Origin of the sequence: Streptomyces sp. NPDC059567 (assembly GCF_042735655.1) — a bacterium.
GTDB lineage: Bacteria > Actinomycetota > Actinomycetes > Streptomycetales > Streptomycetaceae > Streptomyces.
This window is the reverse complement of sequence record NZ_JBHWBS010000065.1, coordinates 12725-33977: the sequence shown is the minus strand read 5'-3', so window position 1 is coordinate 33977 and position 21253 is coordinate 12725. Positions and strand designations below refer to the sequence as shown.

Genomic DNA, 21253 nt, shown 5'->3' with positions numbered 1-21253 from the left:
CGACCCCTGCCCGCCGTGAGCACGATCTACTATGCAGACGGCATGGGGTCCCAGGACCCCGGGGAGGAAGCCCGGTGAGAATCCGGCGCGGTCCCGCCACTGTGAGCCAGGTCGCACCCGCGGCCGGGTGAGTCAGGAACTCCTGCCGTCCATACGACCACCCGGGGCGCGGACAACCCCGAGGAAGGCCTGCGCACGCATGCGAATTCTGTTGCTGTCGCACTCCGACACCGACCTGCTCAGCGCCCGCGCGGCCGGCGGCCCCGTCGAGTACCGGTTCGCCAATCCCTCCCGCCTCGCCCTGGACGACCTGCCCGGGCTCCTGGACGGCGCCGACCTCGTCGTCGTCCGCCTCCTCGGCGGTCTGCGCGCCTGGGAAGAGGGCCTGCAGGCGCTGCGGACGGCGGAGAAGCCGCTGGTCGTGCTCTCCGGCGAACAGGCCCCCGACGCCCAGCTCATGGAGACCTCCACCGTCCCCGTCGGCGTCGCCACCGAGGCCCACGCCTACCTCGCGCACGGCGGCCCGGCCAACCTGGAGCAGCTGGCCCGCTTCCTCTCCGACACCGTGCTGCTCACCGGCCACGGCTTCGACGCCCCGGCCGCCGCGCCGACCTGGGGCCCGCTGGAGCGCACGCCCCGCACGACCGACGGCCCGACGGTCGCCGTGCTCTACTACCGCGCCCACCACATGAGCGGGAACACCGCCTTCGTCGACTCCCTCTGCGAGGCGATCGAGGACAAGGGCGCCCGGGCCCTGCCGCTGTACGTCGCGTCCCTGCGCGCCCCCGAGCCGGAGCTGCTCGACCGCCTGCGCGGTGCCGACGCGATCGTCACCACCGTCCTCGCGGCCGGCGGCACCAAGCCCGCCGAGGCGCAGGCCGGCGGCGACGAGGAGGCCTGGGACGCGGGCGCGCTCGCCGCCCTCGACGTACCGATCCTGCAGGCGCTCTGCCTCACCGGCTCGCGTTCGGCCTGGGAGGAGAACGACGAGGGTCTCTCCCCGCTGGATGCCGCCAGCCAGGTCGCCGTCCCCGAGTTCGACGGCCGGCTCATCACCGTCCCGTTCTCCTTCAAGGAGATCGACGAGGACGGGCTGCCCGCGTACGTCGCCGACACCGAGCGCGCCGCCCGCGTCGCCGGGATCGCGGTCCGCCACGCGCTCCTGGGGTACATCCCGAACGAGCGGAAGAAGCTCGCTCTGGTCCTCTCCGCTTACCCGACCAAGCACTCCCGGATCGGCAACGCGGTCGGCCTCGACACCCCCGCCTCCGCCGTCGCGCTGCTGCGCCGCCTCCGTGAGGAGGGCTACGACTTCGGTCCGGTCGAGGAGATCCCGGGCCTGGTCTCCGGTGACGGCGACGAGCTGATCTACGCCCTGATCGAGGCCGGCGGCCACGACCAGGACTGGCTCACCGAGGAGCAGCTGGCGAAGAACCCCGTCCGCATCCCGGCCGCCGACTACAAGCGCTGGTACGCCCAGCTCCCGGCCGAACTGCGCGAGGCCGTCGAGGAGCACTGGGGCCCGGCGCCCGGCGAGATGTTCCTGGACCGGTCCCGCAACCCGGAGGGCGACATCGTCCTCGCCGCGCTGCGGCGCGGGAACCTGCTGATCCTCATCCAGCCGCCGCGCGGCTTCGGCGAGAACCCGATCGCGATCTATCACGACCCCGATCTCCCGCCGTCCCACCACTACCTGGCCGCCTACCGCTGGATCGCGGCGCGCGCCGAGGACGGCGGCTTCGGGGCGGACGCGATGGTCCACCTCGGCAAGCACGGCAACCTGGAGTGGCTGCCCGGCAAGAACGCGGGCCTGTCGGCCGCCTGCGGCCCGGACGCGGCGCTCGGCGACATCCCCCTGATCTACCCGTTCCTGGTCAACGACCCGGGCGAGGGCACGCAGGCCAAGCGGCGCGTGCACGCGACGCTCGTCGACCACCTGGTGCCGCCGATGGCGCGCGCCGACTCCTACGGCGACATCGCGCGTCTTGAGCAGCTGCTCGACGAGTACGCGCAGATCTCCTCCATGGACCCGTCCAAGCTGCCCGCGATCCGCGCGCAGATCTGGACGCTGATCCAGGCGGCGAAGCTCGACCACGACCTGGGCCTGGAGGACCGGCCGGAGGACGACGGCTTCGACGACTTCCTGCTGCACGTCGACGGCTGGCTGTGCGAGGTCAAGGACGCGCAGATCAGGGACGGTCTGCACGTGCTCGGCGGGGCGCCGGTCGGCGAGGCGCGGGTGAACCTCGTGCTGTCGATCCTGCGCGCCCGGCAGATCTGGGGCGGTACGCAGGCCCTGCCGGGTCTGCGCGAGGCCCTGGGTCTGGACGAGTCGGCCGCGACCCGGACCACCGCCGACGAGGCGGAGGCGACGGCGCGCGAGCTGGTCGAGGCGATGGAGGCGGCGGACTGGTCCGTGGACGCGGTCCCGGCGGTCGCCGCCGCGTACGGCGCCGATGTCCAGGCCGTGCTCCGCTTCGCCTGTGAGCAGGTCGTCCCGCGGCTCTCCGCCACGACCGACGAACTCTCCCATGCCGTCCACGCGTTGGACGGCGGCTTCGTGCCCGCCGGGCCGTCGGGCTCGCCACTGCGCGGTCTGGTGAACGTGCTGCCGACCGGCCGGAACTTCTACTCCGTCGACCCCAAGGCCGTCCCCTCCCGTCTCGCGTGGGAGACCGGTCAGGCGCTCGCCGACTCGCTCCTGGAGCGCTACCGCTCCGACAACGGAGAGTGGCCGACCTCCGTCGGTCTCTCCCTGTGGGGCACGAGCGCGATGCGCACGGCGGGCGACGACGTGGCCGAGGCGCTGGCCCTGCTGGGCATCCGCCCCACCTGGGACGACGCCTCGCGCCGGGTGAACGGCCTGGAGCCGATCCCGCTCGCCGAGCTGGGCCGTCCGCGCATCGATGTGACGCTGCGCATCTCGGGCTTCTTCCGGGACGCGTTCCCGCACGTCATCGGGCTCCTCGACGACGCCGTACGGCTGGCCGCCTCGCTGGAGGAGCCGGCCGGGGACAACTTCGTACGGGCGCATGCGCAGGCCGACCTGGCCGAGCACGGCGACGAGCGGCGGGCGACCACCCGTATCTTCGGCTCGCGGCCGGGTACGTACGGCGCGGGCATCCTCCAGCTGATCGATTCGCGCGACTGGCGTACGGACGCGGACCTCGCCGAGGTGTACACGGTGTGGGGCGGATACGCCTACGGCCGCGGCCTCGAAGGGCGTCCGGCGCGCTCGGAGATGGAGACGGCGTACAAGCGGATCGCGGTGGCCGCGAAGAACACGGACACGCGCGAGCACGACATCGCCGACTCGGACGACTACTTCCAGTACCACGGCGGCATGGTGGCGACCGTCCGCGCGCTGACGGGCTCGGCGCCCGAGGCGTACATCGGCGACTCCACCCGCCCGGAGACGGTCCGCACGCGGACCCTGGTCGAGGAGACCTCGCGGGTCTTCCGCGCCCGGGTGGTCAACCCGAAGTGGATCGAGGCGATGCGCCGCCACGGCTACAAGGGCGCGTTCGAGCTGGCGGCGACGGTCGACTACCTCTTCGGTTACGACGCGACGACCGGTGTGGTCGCCGACTGGATGTACGACAAGCTGACGGAGACGTACGTCCTCGACCCGGAGAACCAGGCCTTCCTGAAGGAGGCCAACCCCTGGGCCCTGCACGGCATCGCGGAGCGCCTCCTGGAGGCGGAGTCCCGCGGCATGTGGGAGAAGCCGGACCCGGAGACCCTGGCGGCCCTGCGCCAGGTGTTCCTGGACACGGAGGGCGACCTGGAGGACGACGGCGAGGGCTGACGGCCCGCCCGCCGACGGTACGATTCCGGCCGCACGAACGTGCGGATCAGGTCTCCAGGGGTGGGGTGAGGGGCATGCGTGCCCTCGGCGGAAGAGGATCCGGTCCGGCGGCGGTGGCGCTGCTGGCCGGGCTGGTACTGAGCGGGTGCGGCGGGGACGGCGGTACGGACGGGGACCGGAAGCGTCCCTCGTCCCCGTCCGGTTCCCCTTCCGCCTCCTCGGCGTCACCGACGGTGACGCCGACGCCTTCGCCGAGTGCGTCGACGTCGGCGAGCCCGTCCGCGACGCCGTCCGCGACCCGTACGACCCCGCCGCCGACGGCGTACGTGTCACCGCGCCCGAAGGCGAGCGCGAAGCGGAAGTCCGGCACCCGGTCGCGGACGGAGCCACAGAACCCGAACTCCGGGCCCAACCCGGTCCCGGCGCCGGACCGTCCGTTGCCCACGCCGGAGATGCCTCCGCCGTACACGCCGGGGGACGACGTGATCGTGATCCCCGTACCGACCTTCGAGCAGCCCCCCTTCACGCCGGACACGGTGCGCTAGCCCACGCGGCGAGTTCGAGCCGGCGGCCCCGGAAGCCGGCTCGGATCCGGCGGTCGTGGGTGACGATCACCAGGGTGCCCGGATAGGTGGCGAGGGCGGCCTCCAGCTCCTCCACCAGGCCGGGGGCCAGGTGGTTGGTCGGTTCGTCGAGGAGGAGCAGATCGGACGGGCGGGTGACCAGGCGGGCCAGCTCCAGCTTGCGGCGCTGGCCGGTCGACAACTCCCGTACCGGCGTGGACAGATCGGCGGCCCGGAAGAGTCCGAGCCGTAGCAGCTCCTCCTCCCGGTCCTCCCCGAACACCGCGGCGACCGTTCGCGGGTCGTCCGGCAGATCGGTGTCCTGGCGGAGCATCCCGACCCGGGGCGGGGTCGTCACCGTCCCGCCGTCCGGGGGCAGTTCGCCCGCGAGGACCTTGAGGAGCGTGGTCTTGCCGGCGCCGTTCGGGCCGGTGACCAGGAGCCGTTCGCCGGGCGCCAGGTGCAGGGAGTCGAGCCGCAGCCGGTCCTCCACCCGTACGTCGGTCAGCGCGACCGCGCCCGCCGAGCCCTCGATGCCGGCCGTGAACCGCAGCGGGTCCGGCGGCGCCGCCACCGCGTTCTCGGTGAGCCGCTGGAGCTTCTCGCGGGCGGCCCGGATCCTGCTCATCGCGCCGTGCGCCCGTGACCGGGCCCGGAAGGCGCCCGCCCCGCTGAAGGACGCCGGGGCCTTGCGCGGGATGGCGGAGAAGCGGTCGATGTTCGCGTCGGCGAGCGCCGCGTACCGGGCGGTCTCGGCCCGCCACTCCTCGTACTCCCGCTCCCACCGGGCCCGTTCGGCCGCCCGGCCGGTCAGATAGCCGGCGTAGCCGTTGCCGTATCTGCGGACCGTGCGCAGCTCGCCGTTCACCTCCAGGACGGCGGTCGTGACCCGGTCGAGGAAGGCCCGGTCGTGGGTGACGACGACGACCGTCCCCCGGTGGGTGCGCAGCCGTTCCTCCAGCCAGGTGACGGCCTCGTCGTCGAGGTCGTTGGTCGGCTCGTCGAGCAGCAGCAGTTCGGGGTCGGCGGCCAGGGTCGCGGCGAGCGCGAGCCGGGAGCGCTGCCCGCCGGAGAGCGTGCCGAGCGGCCGGTCGCGGTCGAGCGGCTCCCGCTCGCCGAGCTGCCGCAGGGTCGTCTCGACCCGGCGGTCGGCGTCCCGCCCGCCGCGTGCCTCGTACGCGGCGAGAAGGGCGGCGTACTCTCCCCCTAGGGCTTCGCCCCGGGGGGACCCCCACTCGGTCGCCGGTAGTACGGAGAGCTCCGCCTCGGCGGCCCGGATCGCCCGCTCCAGCTTCCGTACGTCGGCGAGCGCGCGGTCGACCGCGTCGCCGACGCATGCGGTGCCGGGGAGGTCGAGGGTCTGGGCGAGGTGGCCGAGCCCGCCGGGGGAGTCCACGGCGACGGTGCCGTTGTCGGGCCGCTCCAGTCCGGCGAGGAGCCGGAGGAAGGTGGACTTCCCGGAACCGTTGTCGCCGACGACGCCGACGCGTTCGCCGGGCCGGACGGTGAGGGAGACCCGGTCGAGGACGAGCCGGTCGTCGTAGCGCTTGGTGACGTCGGTGAGTTGGACACGGAACAAGGGCGGATCCTTTGCCTGGAAACAATGATACGAGACGTCTCGTCTCGCGTATCTCGACCATAAGGGGTCGCTCGTCATTCCGCAAGACGTTCCGTCTCGTCAGTCCGGGGAGCGCTCGCCCAGGACCCGCACGGCCTCCACGATCAGGTCCCAGAAGCCCGGCACGTCGACCTCCATGCCCACCTCCGCGTTGGCCGGGCGGCCCGTCACGCCGTCCAGGTCCACGACCGTCGCCCCGCGCGTGTGCGTACCCGTCAGCTCGATCGTCACCGCCGCCCGCACCAGGCTGATCAGCGAGGGGTCGATCAGATGCGCCACGGTCAGCGGATCGTGCAGCGGCGGTGCGTCGAAGCCGTAGACCTCGCGGTAGGTGGCGGCGAAGTAGGTCAGCAGCTCGATGCAGAGCTTGGCGAGCGGCGTGCCCAGCGCGGCGATACGGGTGATGACGTCCGGGGTCGCCTGGGCCTGATGGGTGGCGTTGAGTCCGAACATCGTGATCGGTACCCCGCTGTCGAAGACGATGTCCGCCGCCTCCGGGTCGCACAGGATGTTGAACTCGGCGGCCGGCGTGGTGTTCCCGCGCCCGGTCGACCCGCCCATCAGCACGATCCGCTCGATCCGCTGCGTCAGCTCCGGATGGGCCAGCAGCAGCGTCGCGATGTTGGTCAGCGGTCCGGTCGGGACGAGCGTCACGGGCGCGGGCTGGGTGAGCAGGATGTCCCGGGTGAGGGTGAGGGCGTCGCGCGGATCCTGCGGCACGTCCGGCTCGCCCTCGCCGAACCCGGGCCCGTCGAGCCCCGAGCCGCCGTGGATGTTCTCGGCGACCAGCGGTGCGCCGTGCAGCGGCCGGGACCGGCCGGCCGCGATCGGCACCCCGTGGATGCCGGCGACCGCGCACACCCGACGGGCGTTGAGGGTGGTCTTCTCCACCGTCTGATTGCCCGCCACCGTCGTGATGGCCAGCAGGTCGACGGCCGGATGGGCCGCGGCCAGCAGGATGTTGAAGGCGTCGTCGTGGCCGGGATCGCAGTCGAGGATCACGGGTACCGGCATGCGTCCACCGTCCCACACGGCCGCCCGCTCGTCACTCCTCGTGCCGGACGCCCCGGCCCCGGACCGCGCCCGCCTCGTCGAGCGCGTCCACGCGGTCGTGGCGGATGCCCGGACGCTGGGCCTCACGGACGACGAGCTCCTGTCACTGGTCCGGACGAGCCTCGCGGGGCCGTAGGCGCGGTGCGGGGGCCTGGCGTCGGTGCCGACTCCGGCCCCGCCCCGGCGTCCGTAACGGCGCCCCGGGCACCACCCGGCGCGGCGGGCGTCCGGCTCGGGCCGACCGGCGTCCGTACCCAGGCGGCCGTCCGGGCGCCCCGGGCACCACCCGGCGCGGCGGGCGTCCGGCTCGGGCCGACCGGCGGCCGTACCCAGGCGTCCGTACCGGCGCCCTGGGCACCACCCGGCGCGGCGTCCGTGCCGGGCCCCGACCCGGCGGCGCCCCCTACCCCAGCGTCCGTACCGGCGTCCCCGCCAGATACGCCTCGATGTCCTCGACCGCCTGTCCGAAGTAGCGGGCGTAGTTGCCCTCCGTCACGTACCCGAGGTGCGGCAGCGCGAGGACGTTCGGCAGCGTGCGCAGCGGGTCGTCGGCGGCGAGCGGTTCGGTGGCGAAGACGTCGAGCCCCGCCCCCGCGATCCCGCCCTCGCGCAACGCCCGCAGCAGCGCCTCGCCGTCGACCAGCCCCGCGCGGGAGGTGTTCACCAGGTACGCGGACGGGCGCATCGCGTCGAGCTCGGCCTCGCCGATCAGCCCCTGGGTGCGGTCGGAGAGGACCATGTGCAGCGAGACGATGTCGCTGCGCTCCATCAGTTCCCGCTTGCCCGGCGCGAGGGTGACGCCGCACTCCGCGGCCCGCTCCCGTGTCAGGTTCGGGCTCCAGGCGAGGACGTCCATGCCGAAGGCGAGCCCGATGCGGGCGACCCGGCCGCCGATCTTGCCGAGGCCCACGAGCCCGAGGGTCCGGCCGGCCAGGTCCATCCCGACCGTCGACTGCCAGGGCCCGCCCTCGCGCAGCGCCTGCGCCTCGGTCCGCACCTGCCGGGCCAGGCCCAGGATCAGGGCCCAGGTGAGCTCGGCGGGCGGCTCGGAACTGCTGGCCGTACCGCAGACGGTGATCCCCAGTCCGGCCGCGGCGGCCAGGTCGATCGAGGCGTTGCGCATCCCGGACGTGACGATCAGCCGCAGTCGCGGCAGCCGCTTCAGCAACTCGGCGTCCATCGGCGTCCGTTCCCGCATGACGACCACGATCTCGCAGTCCTCGATCGCGGCGACGAGCGCGTCCCGGTCGGTCAGGTGCTCGCGCAGCACGCGTACGTCGACGCGGTCGGCGAGCGGACTCCAGTCGGCGGAGGAGAGGGCGACGCCCTGATAGTCGTCGAGTACGGCGCAGCGCAGCTTCATGACCATGCCCCCATGATCGCGCGGACGGCCGATCGTGCGACAGGGTCCGTGGCCCGCCCTCCGGTGCTGCGGCATCCGGGTGCCGGGGCGCGATCGGCCCAGCCCGGAGCGACAAACCCACCACCCGCTCGGAGAATTGGCATGATTCATAGCGATTTCGGCGAATGCTCGGGAAAGCGGAGGGATGAACACACCAGACTCCGACCGCGAACTGGAGGCGCTGCGGGCGCGGGTCGCCGCCCTGGAGGCGGAGGCCGGGCGGCCGCCCGTGCGCCGCCACCGGCTGCGCTCCTTCTTCGCCGCGCTGTTGATCGTCCTCGGCTGCGTGCTCGCCCCGCTGGGCATCGTCGCCGCCTGGACGGCCGACATCGTCGGTGACACCGACCGTTACGTCGCCACGGTCAAACCGCTCGCCTCGGACCCGGACATCCAGGCCGCCGTGGCGAACCGGGTCACCGGCGCGGTCATGGAACACATCGACCTCCAAGACCTCCTGGAGGGCGTCGCCCCGGAACAACGCCCGCTCCTGGCGCGGGCGCTGGGCCGTCTGGGTGACTCCCTCGAGAGCGCGGTGCAGAGCTTCGTCCACGACAAGGCGGAGGAGATCGTCGCCTCGGACGGCTTCGAGACGGTCTGGACCGACGCCAACCGCGCGATCCACACCTCGGTCGTCCGCGCCCTGACCGGCAGCGGCGAGGGCGCGGTGGAGATCAAGAACGACACGGTGACGCTCGACCTCGCGCCCGTCATCGAACGGGTCAAGCAACGCCTCGTCGAGTCCGGCCTCTCGGTCGCCGAGAAGATCCCCGAGGTGCACACCGACTTCACCATCCTCAAGGCCGACGACATCGGGAAGGTGAAGACCGGCTTCCGGCTCCTCGAACTGATGGGCTTCTGGCTGCCGGTCATCGCCGTCCTGCTCGCCGCGGCCGGTGTGCTGCTCTCCACCCACCGGCGCCGCTCCCTGATCGCCGCGGCGCTCGGCTTCGTCGCCGCGGCCCTGGTTCTCGCCGTCGGCCTGACCGTCTTCCGTACGGTCTATCTCAACGCCCTGCCCGACACCGTCTCGCAGGCGGCCGCCGAGTCCGTCTACGACGCCCTGATCCGTCTCCTCCGTACGACGATCAGGATGGTCGTGGTCCTCGGGGTGGTCCTCGCGCTCGCGGCCTGGCTCTCCGGCCCCGGCCGATGGGCCACGGTGGTCCGTCAGCTGTGGCACTCGGGCATCCGGGCCATGCGTCAGACGGCCGACCGCGTGGGCATGCGGACGGGCCCGGTCGGCCCGTTCGTCAGCCGGCACCGGACGTGGATCACCTGGATCCTGGTGGCCGCGGCGGTCGTCGTGTACATCATCTGGAGCCATCCGACGGGCTGGGTGGTCCTGGGCCTGGCGCTGGCGCTGCTGTTCGCGCTGGCGGTGATGGAGTTCCTGGCGGATGAGGACGCGGGGGAGGGGAAGGAGGCCGAGCGGGAGCCCGTTTGAGGGTCAGTCCCCCACGCGGACCAGCGCGAGAGTGATGTTGTCCGGTCCGCCGGCCTCGATGGCGGCCTTCCACAGCTCGAAGGCCGCCTTGCCGTCGTCGTGCACCCGCAGCAGGTCCTCGATCTCCTCGTCGGGCACCGGGTCGGTGAGACCGTCGCTGCACACCAGATAGCGGTCGCCGAGGGAGAGCGGGAAGCTCGCGACATGGGGCGTGACGGCGTTGTACGTGTGGCTGCCGCCGAGGGTCTGGAGGACGGCCGAGGTGGTGCGTTGTCCGGGCGGGGGCGGCGGGCTGTCGTCCACGCTGACCTGGCGCAGCCCGGCCGGCGCCGCGTTGTACACCTTGCTGTCGCCGACGTTGAACGACAGCAGCGACCCTTCCAGGACGAGCGTGCCAGCCACCGTGGTCCCCATGGTGGCCAGGTCGGGGCGGCCGTCGGCGGCCGCGTACACGGCCCGGTTGCACAGTTCCAGCGCCTCGCCCATGGCGTCCGTGCCGACCAGGGCCGGGCCGAGCGCGGCGAGCCGGCGCACGACGAGACCGCTGGCCACCTCACCGGCCGGCTGCCCGCCCAGCCCGTCGGCGACGGCGACGAGAAGGGGCCGGTCGAGGGGGAACAGCATCGTCTGGGGGCTGTCGGTCACCGTCCCGCAGAGCGTCCACGGCCCGACGACGAGACTGTCCTCGTTGTGGTCGCGCAGCAGCCCCGCATGGCTCAGGGCGGTCACGGCTATGTACGGCGTCACGACGTCCGCCTCCTCACGCCCTCCGCGCGCGCTCCCCGGCCTCTCTTCGTGTCCTCCCCGCGCCCTCCTCGTCCCCATTGTCCCGCGCTGACATGCGGGGCGCGGTCCGTCGTCGCACGCTGGTGCTGAGCTGCCTGGCCGCCGAGGAAAGGACGTCCGTCGATGTACGCGAGGCTGAGCACGTACCAGGGATCACCCGTACCGCCGGAGGGCGACCTGGCCGCCAAGTCTGAGGTGATCGTCAAGCTGGTGGAGACCCTTCCGGGGTTCCGGGGCGCGTACTACCTCGTCGACCGCGCCACGGGGAAGGCCACGTCGCTGACCTTGTGGGAGGACGAGGCATCGATGGTGGCCAGTGAGGACCGGGCGGCCGAGGTACGGGACGAGTCGTCGCAGCGCGAGGGGCAGCGGGTGGTGTCGGTGGAGCGCTTCGAGGTGGCGTTCAGCCGGCTGGCGCCGTAGGAGACCTCTGGAAGTGGATCCCGTATCTGAGATAGATTCCCGGATATGGGATCAGTGGGATCAGGTGCCGAATCCGGGCCGACCGCGCTCGACACCCGCCTTGCGGGCCGCCTCGCCGAGCTGCGGACGGAGCGCGGCTGGTCGCTGGACGACCTGGCCGGCCGTACGGGAGCGAGCCGGTCGACCCTGTCGCGCCTGGAGCGGGTCGAGCTGAGCCCGACGGCCGTCCTGCTGGGCAGGCTGTGCGCGGCGTACGGGCTGACGATGTCCCAGCTCCTCGCCGAGGTGGAGTCCGAGCCGCCCCTGGTGGTCCGCGCCGAGCAGCAGGAGGTGTGGCGGGACGAGTCCGCGGGGTTCATCCGCCGCTCGGTGTCGCCGCCGCATCCGGGGCTGCGCGGCGAGCTCGTCGAGGGGGTGCTGGGGCCGGGGGCGGACATCGCGTACGACGGGCCCCCGGTCGCGGGTCTCGAACAGCACATCTGGGTCCTCGAAGGCGCCCTGGAGGTGACCGAGGGCGGCCGCGCGCACGAGCTGGCGGCGGGGGACTGTCTGCGGTTCCGGCTCTGGGGACGCTCGCGTTTCCGCTGCCTGGGCGCGGATCCGGTGCGGTACGCGCTGCTGATCGTCCTGCCCTGAGCGTGCCGCTCCGAGAACCCAGAGGAACCGAGGAACCGACGCCATGCCCACCATCACCCATCTCTCCCCCGAAGCGTTCGGCACCGCCGTCGACGGCCTGGCCGACGTCCTGGTCGACGCCGTCGCGAGCGGCGCGTCGCTGGGCTTCCTCCAGCCCTTCGGCCACGAGGACGCGGCCGCCTGGTGGCGCACCCGGCGGTCCGCGCTCGACGCCGGCACCCTGAAGGTCTGGGCCGCCCACACCCCCGACGGCATCGTCGGCACGGTGAGCCTGGCCCTCGAACCCAAGGCCAACGGCCGCCACCGCGCCGAGATCGTCAAGCTGATGGTCCACCGGAAGGCCCGGGGCCAGGGCCTGGCCCGCCGCCTGCTGTCCACGGCCGAACGGGCCGCCCAAGAGGCGGGCGTCACCCTGCTGTTGCTCGACACGGAGACCGACAGCACGGCCGACCGCCTCTACGCCACGACCGGCTGGACCCGCTTCGGCAAGGTGCCCGCGTACGCCTCCGACCCCACGGGCGCCCTCCAGGACTGCAGCTTCTTCTACAAGGAGCTCATGCCTTCCTGAGCCGCCTCAGGGCGCCGGCGCCGCACGCCCTCCAGGATCGCGTCGGTCAGGACCGTCCCCTCGGCCCTCGCCGCGATCAGCACGGCCTCCGACAGGTCCGCCCGCGAGAGGTCGGCGTCGGTGAGCTCGGCGCCGACGAACCTCGCCCGACTCCGGTCGGTCGGTCATGGGACGCTCGTTGCTCAACGGCCGACCGATGACAGGGGTGTTGTCAGTGCCCGCGGCTATGGTCGCGAGCGCGCGGTCGGCGTCCGGGGGTTCCAGCTCTGAAGGGAATGGTTGCATCCCCGGCCTGTCTGGGGGCGGCCCGGAGGCACGTCCGGGACCCAACCGACGGCCGGGCTCCGTCGATGGCCAGCAGACGCCCCGCCAGGGCCGGCCGCGCACCACCTCCGCGCCCGAGTCCACCGCCGTTCGCCGCTGCCGAGGGCACGGACGGGGAACGCGCTCGCTGTCCCGCCGATATCGGACGCCTGGTCAGGTCCTCCCCGGTGCCGGCGGTTTCCGCGACTAGCCTCCGCATCATGCTGCGTATCGTCGACACCCGTACCGGCCACCTCGCGGAGATTCCCTCCGTAAGCCGCCATCTGCTGAGCATCTGCGTCCACCTGCCGGTCAGTGACGCCGGCATCGGCATGGTGGACCTGCGGGCGCTCCTGGCCGGTGACGTACTCGCGCGCACAGCGGAGTTGCACGGCCTGCAGTCCCGCACGTTCCTCACCACGCCGGACCTGCCGCCGGAGCGGGCCCAGGCGCTTGAGCGCGCCATGTCCGCTCTTGGCGTCCACCCGCCCGCCACCGTCGGTGTCCACCATCCGAACGGAACGCTCTGCGCCGCTGCCGACGTGCACGTCCACGCGCACGGGACCGCGGCGCAGGACACGGTCGGCGGGGTCCGCATCGACGTCGGCCAAGTCGGCCCGGCATCCGGGGAGGGGGGCGTCCCGGACCCTGCCCACTTCCTGGCCCCGGCGCTCCTGGACGCCGTCGCCCCGGAGGGGACCGATCCGCTGGCCGTGAGGATGCTGATGCTCGGCCACGCCTACCGCGCGCCGGTCGTGGTCACCAGCACGGCGCTCGACGAGGCCCGGCGGACGCTGGCGGACTGGCGGCAGCAGGTGGCCGACTGGGCACAGGAGCCGTCCCGGCCGATCCCCGCCGACGTGCTGCGACATGCCCATGCCGTGCTGGCCGATGATCTCGGCGTCCCCGCCGTCCTGGACGCGCTGGTCACCCTGGCGGCGCGCGCCGACGTACCGGCAGGCGCCAAGTTCGAGACGTTCGCCTTTCTCGACCGCGTCCTCGGACTGGACCTCGCGCGAGAGGTGGGCCACCAGCACCGGGCGGCGAGATGACGTCGGGCGCGTGGGTCTCATGTGGCGGCGGTCGTCACAACGGCCCCAGCGCATTCACTCCGCCGAGGCCGCCCTTCCGGATCGTCACACGTGAGCGTGCTCGATCCGTCTTCAATTGTACGACTGCGGGCTTGGAGAGGCTGAGAGGCAGAGCGGGTCATCGGGCAGTCCGGCTCAGCCGCGTTCCTCCTCTTCGGCCTCCATGCGGCGGATTCCCTGGTGGGTCAGGGAGACCATCGCGGGTGTGTTGCCGGGTTCCCAGTCGACGGTGATCAGGTCCTCGCCGGCCAGGTACGTGCATGCGGCGGCCAGGTCCTCTTCCGGGATGCGCAGGTCGTTCCGCAGCTTCCGCCCCGGGACTCCGAGGAGACGGTTGCCTTCGGTGGCTTCGTAGAGGGCGGTCAGGACCCGCTCGCGGTAGACCTGTCGCTCGCGGAGTGTCGCCATGACCGAGTCCTTTCATGCGGGTGAGGAACGGCCGACGCTCCTCACACCTCGTCGACGTGGGTGCCGGTGCGAGAGGACGGTCTGCTGGTGGCGAGCCACGAGAGGGCGGGTTCCGCGCCGGATCCGGTGTCCACGGTGAGGTGCAGCCGTGTGCCGCCTTCGGGTACGGGATAGCTGCGCTGTTCCGCCCCGGCGAAGGAGCGGCGGATCACTTGGGCGACCGCGCGGGCGGCTTCGGGGGTGGCGGCGACGATACGGATCTCGGCGTGTCCGGCGGAGGGCAGGACCGCGGTGTCGGTGGGGTACAAGGGGTGTGGTCCCTTCACGGGCGAGCGAGAGGCCTGGCGGGTGGGTTGTCCCGGGTGTCGGGTGCCCCACCCGCGGCCTTCGGTCGGAGGAATGGTCCTGGTGCTCAGGGCCAGGTGCCCGTGAGCCTGCGGCGGGAGGCTTGCCCCGTCGGTGTGTGGTGGCTGTGGCCGGGTGGACGGGCGATGGCCGGGAAGGGGTCGCTGAAGTGGTAGGCCGCGATGCGTGCGTCGTGCTGGGCGTTGAGCCGGTGGATCAGGCGCATGCCGAGCGCGATCAGGAGGGCGCCTGCCGCGAGCGCGATCAAGGTCTCCATGACGTCACCTCCGTGGGGTCCCCGGCAGGGGGATCATCCGCGCTCCGACGACCGGGTGCCGGAGCGGCGGGGCGGACCCGCCTTCGGTCTCCCAGGCGTCCTCGCTGCTTCCGGCGTCCCGCATACGGCGGCCGGTCGCGGCCTCGTCGGACATCAGGACACCGGCGGTGAGGCTGCTGCCGGGGATGGCGGCGGCGGTCATCAGCCGGGCGGCTGCGGCGGGTTCGGTCTCGGGCGGGATCACCAGCAGGTCGCAGCGGCCGACGGTGTAGGAGAGCAGGATCATCTTGTCGGGATCCTGTTCGGTGAACCAGCCGACGTGCACGGTGTGCCCGGTGGCAGGGACCTTGTGCGGGACGACGGGCCAGCGGGTGGGGTTCACGGTGACGCGTGTGATGCGTCCGTACTGCCCTTCCAGCGCGTCGACCAGGGGCGGAAGCTCGGCTGCGAGGTCACGCGAACGAGGCCACCAAGCACCGTCCAACAGGCCGGTGAGTGTGGTCTTCGGTGTCAGCGACAGGCGCGCCGAAAGAGGGGGTGCGAAGGTGATCATGATCGCGGACCCGTCTCCGGGCCGCCCTGCAGGGCGGCCCAGTGTCTTGATCGCCGGAAACGACGTCCGCATGGGAGCGGGTGTTCGGGTTACTCCCGGTACCTTCAGCGTACTCCGCGCCGGGGTCGGACGAGCGCTTTCCGACCAGCTGATTTCCGCCCGGGAACACCGCCCGGTCGGTGGTCGCGGGCGTGACCGCAGGCACGCGGAGTACCGTGAGACCACGGCGGTATCGCGCCGGCCATGAGGTGTCGGCGACCCCACGCAGGCAGGCGGACCACCATGGCCGAATCCGACACTCCCACCCCTCCGAAGCTCCTTCCGGACGAGATCCACCGAGTGGTGAAACCCGGCACGGCTCTGCTTCGGCTGCAGACGACACCCGCGCGCGAAGGCGTCCTCGACGGCGCGTGGTGGCCCCGCTCCCGGCACATCGCGGCCGAGTTGCCCGCCCTGATCCAGGTGCTCACCGGACACCTCGGTCCCATCACGCGGGTCGGCCTCGACACCGCCGCCTGGGAGGAGGTCCCGACTCGTGTGGTCGTCGACGACCGTGTCGTGCACCTCGACTCCTTCCCCGTCGGCGACGACACCGTCCTCATCACCCGAGGCGACAGCGACCACTTCGCCCTGATGGTGGTGCCGCCGGACACGACGCCCGACGCGGCACGTGACGCCATGGCCCGTGCGGTCCGAGCCGACAACGTCACCCAGGCCGCCGAGATCCTCGTCGCCACGCTTCCCGAACCAGCGACCGACCGCGAGGAGTCGGCATGATCCAGATGGCGGACATCCGTGAGTGGCGAACCCAGGACGTGGTGGACACGCGGGGCCACAGGATCGGAGAGCTGGAGGCGATCTACGTCGACACCAGCACCGACGAGCCGGCCATGGCCACGATCCGGATCGGCCTGCCCACCCGGCACCGTCTGGTGTTCGTCCCTCTGGAAGGGGCGATGGTGGGGCCGGGCTATGTGAAGGTCGTCCACGACAAGGCGCTGGTGAAGCGGTGCCCTTCGATCGACACCGACGACGTCCTTCCCGCCGGGGACGAGGAAGCGGTCTTCCGGCACTACGACCTTCCGTACGAGCCCGGGGCGAACGGTGAACGGCAGCTGGCCCGCCGCTGAGCCCCCCGACCGACCGAGGAGGTGACCCTCGTGTCGCTCTTCCTGGCCCTGATCATCGTGGCGATCGTGCTGGGCCTCATCGGCGCCGTCGTCGACGGACTGCTCTTCCTGCTGTTCATCGGCATCGCGCTGCTCGTGGCAGACCTCGTCTACATCGCTCTGCGCACGCGCCGCTCCGCCCGCCACGGCCCGGTCCGGTGACCCGACGCACGGGGCGAGTCGGTACGGACAGCGACGAAGCTCCCGGGCCGGCCCGGGGACTGGCTCACGGGCGGCCCGCGGCACCGGCGTCGCCGTGGAGGTCCTGGACCGCACCGTTCGCCCGGCATGCGCTTCCCGCGCCCATCGGCCGATGATGGGAGTACGGCCGAACACGCGGAGCTGACCATGACGGGTTGGCGTGTCAGGGACTACACCCAGGACGATCTCGAAGCGGTGCTCCGAGTCGACGCGGAGAGCGGTACGGCCGAGGAGCCACCTCTCTTTCCGCTCTCGGACGCCGTGGCGGCCCTCCAGGCTCCCCACCCGGCGGTGGTGGCCACCGCGGACGAGGAGGTGGTCGGCGCCGCCGTGAGCAGGGTGGAGGGTGACCGGGCGTGGATCCTGCGCATCAGCATGGCGCCTGCCTGGCGGCACCAGGGGCTGGGCAGTGACCTGATCACGGCGCTGGAGCACCGGCTGTTCGCCGGTGGCGTCCGAACGGTGCACGCGGTCCTGCCCGAGGGCGAGACCGGTGCCACCGCCCTGCACAACTGCGGCTTCGGCGCCCGTCCGGGCCTGGTCTTCTTCGAGAAGCGCGGGCGAGTGACCCCGCAGGCGGTCAGCATGCTCGCGTCGCTGGGAGCGGAGCTGCCGCCCGGGGGACTGTGGCAGAAGGTCGCGGGCATGCAGAGGGAGAAGGAGCTCATCGAGCGGCGCCTGGTCCTGCCACTGGCCCATCCCGAAATGGCCGCCCAGCACGGCGTGGAGCTGCCGCGGGCGGTGATGCTGTTCGGCCCGCCCGGGACGGGGAAGAGCACGTTCGCGCATGCGGTCGCCAGCCGTCTGGGATGGCCGTTCCTCGAACTGTTCCCCGCCCGGCTGGCCGCCGAGTACGGCCTGGCGAGCGGGCTGAACCGGCGCTTCGACGAGATCGCCCGGCTCGACCACGTCCTGGTCTTCATCGACGAGGTCGAGGAGATCGCGGGGACCCGGAGCGGTGCGGACGCGACCGCGGTCGGTGTCGTCAACGAACTGCTCAAGGCGATCGTCCGGTTCCGGGGCCAGGACGGGCGGCTGCTCGTCTGCGCCACGAACGACGTGACCACGCTCGACCCCGCGTTCCTGCGGCACGGCCGTTTCGACTACGTGCTGCCGATCGGTCCGCCCGACCACCGCGCGAGGACCGCGCTGTGGGAGAGCTACCTGACCCGAGCGGGCGCGGAGGCCGACAGCGCGGCGCTGGCGTCCGCCAGCGAGGGGTTCACCCCCGCCGACATCGCCCATGTGGCGCGCACCGTCTCCCAAGTCCAGTTCGAGCGCACCTTCGACACCGGAGCCCGGGCCCGCCCCACCACCGAGGACTACCTGCGCACGATCGGCGAAACCAGACCCACGGTCAGCGCCGCCATGGCTCAGGAACTCGTCCACCAGACCGAGAAGTTCGCCCGCATCTAGACCGCCCTTCGGCGTCGCCGAGTTCCCGGCCGGCCGTCACCGGCGAATGCAGCCCGAAGACAACGACGAAGGCCCAGGTCGCCGACCTGGGCCTTCATAGAAGAGTGAATGACGGGAATCGAACCCGCGCTATAAGCTTGGGAATCACTCGGCACTCGGGGGTCTGAAACCCTGGTGACCTGCGAAAACGTCCGCTGCGGAGCCGAGTTCCGATGCCCGCGGAACCCCCGTGTTGACCGCTGTTTACCGCCCTGACCGGCACGTAGTGGCACGAGTCGTGTGCTGCCCGGCGTCCCAGGCACCTCTGTCGGCGGGACGACGCTTGGCGTCAGCGGAGGTTCTTCCAGAACGCGTAGTCGTGGTCTTTGGTGAACTCCGCACGCTTCCACGGCCCCGAGGCCAGCGACTGCACGTAGCCGCCGCTGCGGAAGCTCGGCCAATCCGTCTTCCCTGACTCGGCGAAGTCCACCCAGGTGTCCGTCATCCGCTTGCCGAGGCGTTCCTGCTTCTCCGTCAGCTTCTCGAACAGGGGCAGCTGGAAGTCGAAGAGATAGGGGAGCTCCGACATGTGCGAGGCGCGGAGCTCGAAGCTGAGCTTGGGATCGCCTGCCCATGAGGGCGTCTCGCGCTCGCTGAACTCGAACCCAGTGTGAGGAACCCGAGCGCCGCGAAGCCCAGCGAACGCTGCCACAGGTCGAGATCGCTCACCTGTATCCATCGGCGCCCGGCACGCACACGGCGGGACGTGCGGCGCAACCGCCCGAACAGAGATGAACGGCCCACGCCGCCGGACGAGTTCCCCTGGCTAGGACGCACTGGGGCGTGTCCCCGAGCCCGCAGACCCGGCCGGCTGTTCAGCCGTAGTCTCGTGCGCAGCGGCTTTGCGCCAGCGGGCTTCGCAGAACGAGTAGAGGCCGAACAGCACGAGACCCACAGCGGCGGCGATCAACAGGGCAGGCCCCGCGGGCGTGGCGGCGAACGAACGCAACGTCTCGTCCAGGCCCTTCGCCTGGCTGGGGTCGTACCGCACCGCGGCCAACAGGACGGACAGGCCGGCCGCGGCCGCGACCACGCCGCATGCCACGCCGCCGACGATGCCCAGTATTGCGACAACCCGCCGTGTCGCCGGGCGCATCTCTTCCGTCCGGAGATTCTCCTCGAACTTCCGCATCAGGCTGCGCACCAGTATCACCGCGCCCACGACGATCAGGACGGCCCCGAACACGCCGACGATCACCCGGCCGCCCGGCCAGGCCAGCACCCTGGCGGTGTACTCCTTGGACGTCTCGTCACCGGGGCGGCCGCCGGCGGATCCGCCGACCAGCGCCGTCTGCGCTACGCCGATACAGATCACCGTGTAGAACACCGCCATCCCCAAGGAGCCCAGGCGCCGGCTCCACTTGTCGCCGCCCTCCACCGTCTGTCCGAACGCCGCCTCGGCCAGCCGCCACAGCGCCATCGCCGCCAGCCCCACCACCAGCGCCCACAGCAGAGCCCGGCCGAACGGCTGCTCGCCGAGGGTCCCCACCGCGCCGGACCGGTCGGCTTCCTGGCCGCTGTCGCTGCCGAGGCCGATCCGCACGGCCAGAATCCCCACCAGTACGTAGATCACTCCCCGGGCACAGAGCCCGACCCTGGACGCGACCTCCACCGCACGACTGTCGGCCACACGCCGCCCCCGCGACTTGGGCTGAGCCGCACTGTCCTGACTGCGCTCCATGCCTGGCACCTCCATGGGCCGGACCCCACTGAACAGCGAACCGTCGGCCGGGGCGGGCGCCGCAGGTCAGAGCCGGTGTCCGACGGCGTCCCTGGCACGCCCGCAGTTTGCGGACCGCGGTGCCACGCCGGCCAGGACCGGGAATCCGAGGCTGACGGGCATGACGCCATCCCCAGGTCTGTTCCCTGTCTCTCCACGTTAGGGCTGTCCCATCCCGGAAGTCACGTCCAGATGCGGACCCGCCCTGCGTACAGGGACCCGGAGTTACTCCGGGAGATCGGGGGACGTTCATGAGTGTCCTCGACGCCACTCTGCGGGGCGGCGGCTACGTGGCCGGCTTCGCTCTCCCGCAGACCGTCGGGATCATCCTGGGTGTCGGCCTTCGCCTCCGAGGGCAGCGAGCCGCTCACCGAGGCCGGGACACCGACCCGACCCCCCTTGGGGTATCCGGCGAGCGCCCCTGGAGCTCTGCGGTCGAAGGTTGTAGTTCCGGCCGTTGGAGGAGGACAGCCCTGCCGTGGTCGAACTCGGCTACCGGTTGAACCAGGCGGCATGGGGACGCGGTTACGCCACCGAGGGGTCCCAAGCCCTGGTTCACAAGGGGGTTCACGGACCTGGAGGTCGAGCGGGTCACCGCCAACACCATGGCCGTCAACACCCGATCCCGTCGCGTCATGGAAAAGTCGGGCCTGTCCCTCGTTCGGAACTTCACCGGGGACCGGCCGGAGCAGATCGAGGGCTCCGAGCACGGTGAAGTCGAGTACGAACTCTCCCGGACCGAGTCGGAGCAGTCTCGACAGGCGTCGACGGCCTGACGCGCGACTCCGGACATGAGTTCTCGACCCGGCCTCGACAGCGCTGACTGACGCGCAACGTGCTCCGCGCAGGCCGGGCATACGGCATCTACCAGGCCACGCGCAGTGCTGACATGGGGGCGGACCTCGCGCGGGCTTCTGCTCGTGAATAATCCGCCGCCAAGCCTTCGGGTTGCACCCGTCGGTTGATGCCGACGAGGAGCGGACTCACCTCAAGCCGAGTCCGGCGGCGCGTCGGATGTGGCGTCGCGGCGGTATTCGGCGTTGATGCGCTGGGCCTCTTCGAGCTGGTCTTCGAGGACGATGATGCGGCAGGCGGCCTCGATGGGGGTGCCCTGGTCGACCAGTTCGCGGGCGCGGGCGGCGATGCGCAGCTGGTAGCGGGAGTAGCGGCGGTGGCCGCCTTCCGAGCGCAGCGGCGTGATGAGGCGGGCTTCGCCGATGGCGCGGAGGAATCCTTGTGTGGTGCCGAGCATTTCGGCGGCCCTGCCCATGGTGTAGGCGGGGTAGTCGTCGTCGTCGAGACGGCCGTACGAGTCATCTGCTGTCATTTGCACCTCTCTGGGAAACGCATGGAGGGGCGGCGGGGGGGGAGACGGCCACCCACGCCCCCCCCAAAAAAAAAAAAACACAACCGCCCCGAAAATAAGCCCG

General features: G+C 71.9%; 23 protein-coding genes, 2 pseudogenes and 1 riboswitch. Of the genes and pseudogenes, 12 read left to right on the top strand and 13 right to left on the bottom strand.

All coding sequences use genetic code 11. From position 1 onward, the window contains the following. Positions 1-21 precede the first annotated feature (21 nt). Positions 22-165: riboswitch (cobalamin riboswitch) on the top strand. 34 nt (positions 166-199) lie between these two features. Then, the gene (cobN, locus tag ACFVZW_RS25215; RefSeq protein ID WP_384525322.1) at positions 200-3808 is read left to right on the top strand and encodes a cobaltochelatase subunit CobN; all 3609 of its coding nucleotides are present in this window, start codon (positions 200-202) and stop codon (positions 3806-3808) included. Between the two features lie 46 nt (positions 3809-3854). On the opposite strand, the gene ACFVZW_RS25210 is transcribed toward cobN, so the two are convergent. The 3 genes from ACFVZW_RS25210 to ACFVZW_RS25200 all read right to left on the bottom strand — a co-directional run bounded on the left by ACFVZW_RS25210 (position 3855) and on the right by ACFVZW_RS25200 (position 7003). Beyond that, entirely contained in the window at positions 3855-4334 is a 480-nt protein-coding gene (locus ACFVZW_RS25210) for a hypothetical protein (RefSeq protein WP_384525319.1), read from the bottom strand. Next, positions 4331-5950, bottom strand: a complete 1620-nt coding sequence (gene abc-f / locus ACFVZW_RS25205) for a ribosomal protection-like ABC-F family protein (RefSeq protein ID WP_384525316.1) — start codon at positions 5948-5950, stop codon at positions 4331-4333. The genes ACFVZW_RS25210 and abc-f overlap by 4 nt, the downstream gene beginning before the upstream one ends. 99 nt (positions 5951-6049) lie before the next feature. Continuing rightward, complete coding sequence (locus ACFVZW_RS25200; protein WP_384525313.1) at positions 6050-7003, bottom strand: nucleoside hydrolase; 954 nt, start codon at positions 7001-7003, stop codon at positions 6050-6052. Between ACFVZW_RS25200 and ACFVZW_RS25195 the strand changes: the two genes are divergently transcribed. Next, positions 7002-7178, top strand: coding sequence for a hypothetical protein (locus tag ACFVZW_RS25195; RefSeq protein WP_384525311.1), 177 nt, complete (start codon positions 7002-7004; stop codon positions 7176-7178). The two genes, ACFVZW_RS25200 and ACFVZW_RS25195, sit on opposite strands and share 2 nt — an antisense overlap. Before the next feature lie 267 nt (positions 7179-7445). Here the strand turns inward: ACFVZW_RS25195 and ACFVZW_RS25190 are convergent, their stop codons facing one another. After that, on the bottom strand, positions 7446-8405 hold the full coding sequence (locus ACFVZW_RS25190; protein ID WP_384525345.1) for a D-2-hydroxyacid dehydrogenase family protein: 960 nt from the start codon (positions 8403-8405) through the stop codon (positions 7446-7448). Between the two features lie 184 nt (positions 8406-8589). Between ACFVZW_RS25190 and ACFVZW_RS25185 the strand changes: the two genes are divergently transcribed. Continuing rightward, the gene (locus ACFVZW_RS25185) at positions 8590-9888 is read left to right on the top strand and encodes a hypothetical protein (protein WP_384525308.1); all 1299 of its coding nucleotides are present in this window, start codon (positions 8590-8592) and stop codon (positions 9886-9888) included. Positions 9889-9891: 3 nt separating this feature from the next. Here the strand turns inward: ACFVZW_RS25185 and ACFVZW_RS25180 are convergent, their stop codons facing one another. Next, positions 9892-10635, bottom strand: coding sequence for a PP2C family protein-serine/threonine phosphatase (locus tag ACFVZW_RS25180; protein ID WP_384525306.1), 744 nt, complete (start codon positions 10633-10635; stop codon positions 9892-9894). A gap of 162 nt (positions 10636-10797) precedes the next feature. On the opposite strand from ACFVZW_RS25180, the gene ACFVZW_RS25175 reads away from it, so the two are divergent. From ACFVZW_RS25175 to ACFVZW_RS25165, 3 genes are read left to right on the top strand one after another with little or no spacing between them, the layout of a single operon-like run. Next, positions 10798-11097, top strand: a complete 300-nt coding sequence (locus ACFVZW_RS25175; RefSeq protein ID WP_384525303.1) for a hypothetical protein — start codon at positions 10798-10800, stop codon at positions 11095-11097. Between the two features lie 45 nt (positions 11098-11142). Then, on the top strand, positions 11143-11733 hold the full coding sequence (locus ACFVZW_RS25170; protein WP_384525300.1) for a helix-turn-helix domain-containing protein: 591 nt from the start codon (positions 11143-11145) through the stop codon (positions 11731-11733). A 43-nt stretch (positions 11734-11776) separates the two neighbouring features. Beyond that, positions 11777-12301 (top strand): GNAT family N-acetyltransferase, encoded by a 525-nt coding sequence (locus ACFVZW_RS25165; protein ID WP_384525297.1) that lies wholly within the window; start codon positions 11777-11779, stop codon positions 12299-12301. Here ACFVZW_RS25165 and ACFVZW_RS25160 read toward each other — a convergent pair. Then, a pseudogene (locus ACFVZW_RS25160) lies at positions 12277-12435 on the bottom strand (pentapeptide repeat-containing protein); the annotation flags it as partial. The gene ACFVZW_RS25165 and the pseudogene ACFVZW_RS25160 overlap by 25 nt on opposite strands. Before the next feature lie 390 nt (positions 12436-12825). Here ACFVZW_RS25160 and ACFVZW_RS25155 point away from each other — a divergent pair. After that, positions 12826-13656 carry a hypothetical protein gene (locus tag ACFVZW_RS25155; RefSeq protein WP_384525294.1) on the top strand — a complete coding sequence of 277 codons (831 nt, stop codon included), beginning with the start codon at positions 12826-12828 and terminating at the stop codon, positions 13654-13656. Between the two features lie 174 nt (positions 13657-13830). On the opposite strand, the gene ACFVZW_RS25150 is transcribed toward ACFVZW_RS25155, so the two are convergent. From ACFVZW_RS25150 to ACFVZW_RS25135, 4 genes are all read right to left on the bottom strand, one after another. Then, positions 13831-14103, bottom strand: a complete 273-nt coding sequence (locus ACFVZW_RS25150) for a hypothetical protein (RefSeq protein WP_141303074.1) — start codon at positions 14101-14103, stop codon at positions 13831-13833. A 41-nt stretch (positions 14104-14144) separates the two neighbouring features. After that, positions 14145-14411 carry a hypothetical protein gene (locus tag ACFVZW_RS25145; protein WP_384525291.1) on the bottom strand — a complete coding sequence of 89 codons (267 nt, stop codon included), beginning with the start codon at positions 14409-14411 and terminating at the stop codon, positions 14145-14147. 104 nt (positions 14412-14515) lie between these two features. Next, the gene (locus ACFVZW_RS25140) at positions 14516-14725 is read right to left on the bottom strand and encodes a hypothetical protein (RefSeq protein WP_384525289.1); all 210 of its coding nucleotides are present in this window, start codon (positions 14723-14725) and stop codon (positions 14516-14518) included. Between the two features lie 4 nt (positions 14726-14729). Further along, a complete protein-coding gene (locus ACFVZW_RS25135; RefSeq protein ID WP_384525286.1) occupies positions 14730-15278 on the bottom strand; it encodes a DUF5994 family protein in 549 nt (182 codons plus the stop codon). A gap of 282 nt (positions 15279-15560) precedes the next feature. On the opposite strand from ACFVZW_RS25135, the gene ACFVZW_RS25130 reads away from it, so the two are divergent. From ACFVZW_RS25130 to ACFVZW_RS25115, 4 genes are all read left to right on the top strand, one after another. Then, a complete protein-coding gene (locus tag ACFVZW_RS25130) occupies positions 15561-16055 on the top strand; it encodes a DUF5994 family protein (RefSeq protein ID WP_384525284.1) in 495 nt (164 codons plus the stop codon). Continuing rightward, the gene (locus tag ACFVZW_RS25125) at positions 16052-16408 is read left to right on the top strand and encodes a PRC-barrel domain-containing protein (protein ID WP_384525282.1); all 357 of its coding nucleotides are present in this window, start codon (positions 16052-16054) and stop codon (positions 16406-16408) included. The genes ACFVZW_RS25130 and ACFVZW_RS25125 overlap by 4 nt, the downstream gene beginning before the upstream one ends. Positions 16409-16438: 30 nt before the next feature. Beyond that, positions 16439-16609 carry a hypothetical protein gene (locus ACFVZW_RS25120; RefSeq protein WP_384525279.1) on the top strand — a complete coding sequence of 57 codons (171 nt, stop codon included), beginning with the start codon at positions 16439-16441 and terminating at the stop codon, positions 16607-16609. Between the two features lie 186 nt (positions 16610-16795). Further along, positions 16796-18064: an ATP-binding protein gene (locus ACFVZW_RS25115; RefSeq protein ID WP_384525277.1), complete on the top strand. Its 1269-nt coding sequence runs from the start codon at positions 16796-16798 to the stop codon at positions 18062-18064. A gap of 328 nt (positions 18065-18392) precedes the next feature. Here the strand turns inward: ACFVZW_RS25115 and ACFVZW_RS25110 are convergent, their stop codons facing one another. Beyond that, positions 18393-18632, bottom strand: a complete 240-nt coding sequence (locus tag ACFVZW_RS25110; RefSeq protein WP_384525274.1) for a hypothetical protein — start codon at positions 18630-18632, stop codon at positions 18393-18395. 237 nt (positions 18633-18869) lie between these two features. Beyond that, on the bottom strand, positions 18870-19784 hold the full coding sequence (locus tag ACFVZW_RS25105) for a DUF1206 domain-containing protein (RefSeq protein ID WP_384525272.1): 915 nt from the start codon (positions 19782-19784) through the stop codon (positions 18870-18872). 487 nt (positions 19785-20271) lie between these two features. Between ACFVZW_RS25105 and ACFVZW_RS25100 the strand changes: the two are divergent. Next, positions 20272-20599, top strand: a pseudogene (locus ACFVZW_RS25100) (GNAT family N-acetyltransferase); the annotation flags it as partial. A 212-nt stretch (positions 20600-20811) separates the two neighbouring features. Here the strand turns inward: ACFVZW_RS25100 and ACFVZW_RS25095 are convergent. Further along, positions 20812-21150, bottom strand: a complete 339-nt coding sequence (locus tag ACFVZW_RS25095; RefSeq protein ID WP_361968811.1) for a MerR family transcriptional regulator — start codon at positions 21148-21150, stop codon at positions 20812-20814. Positions 21151-21253: the final 103 nt, after the last annotated feature.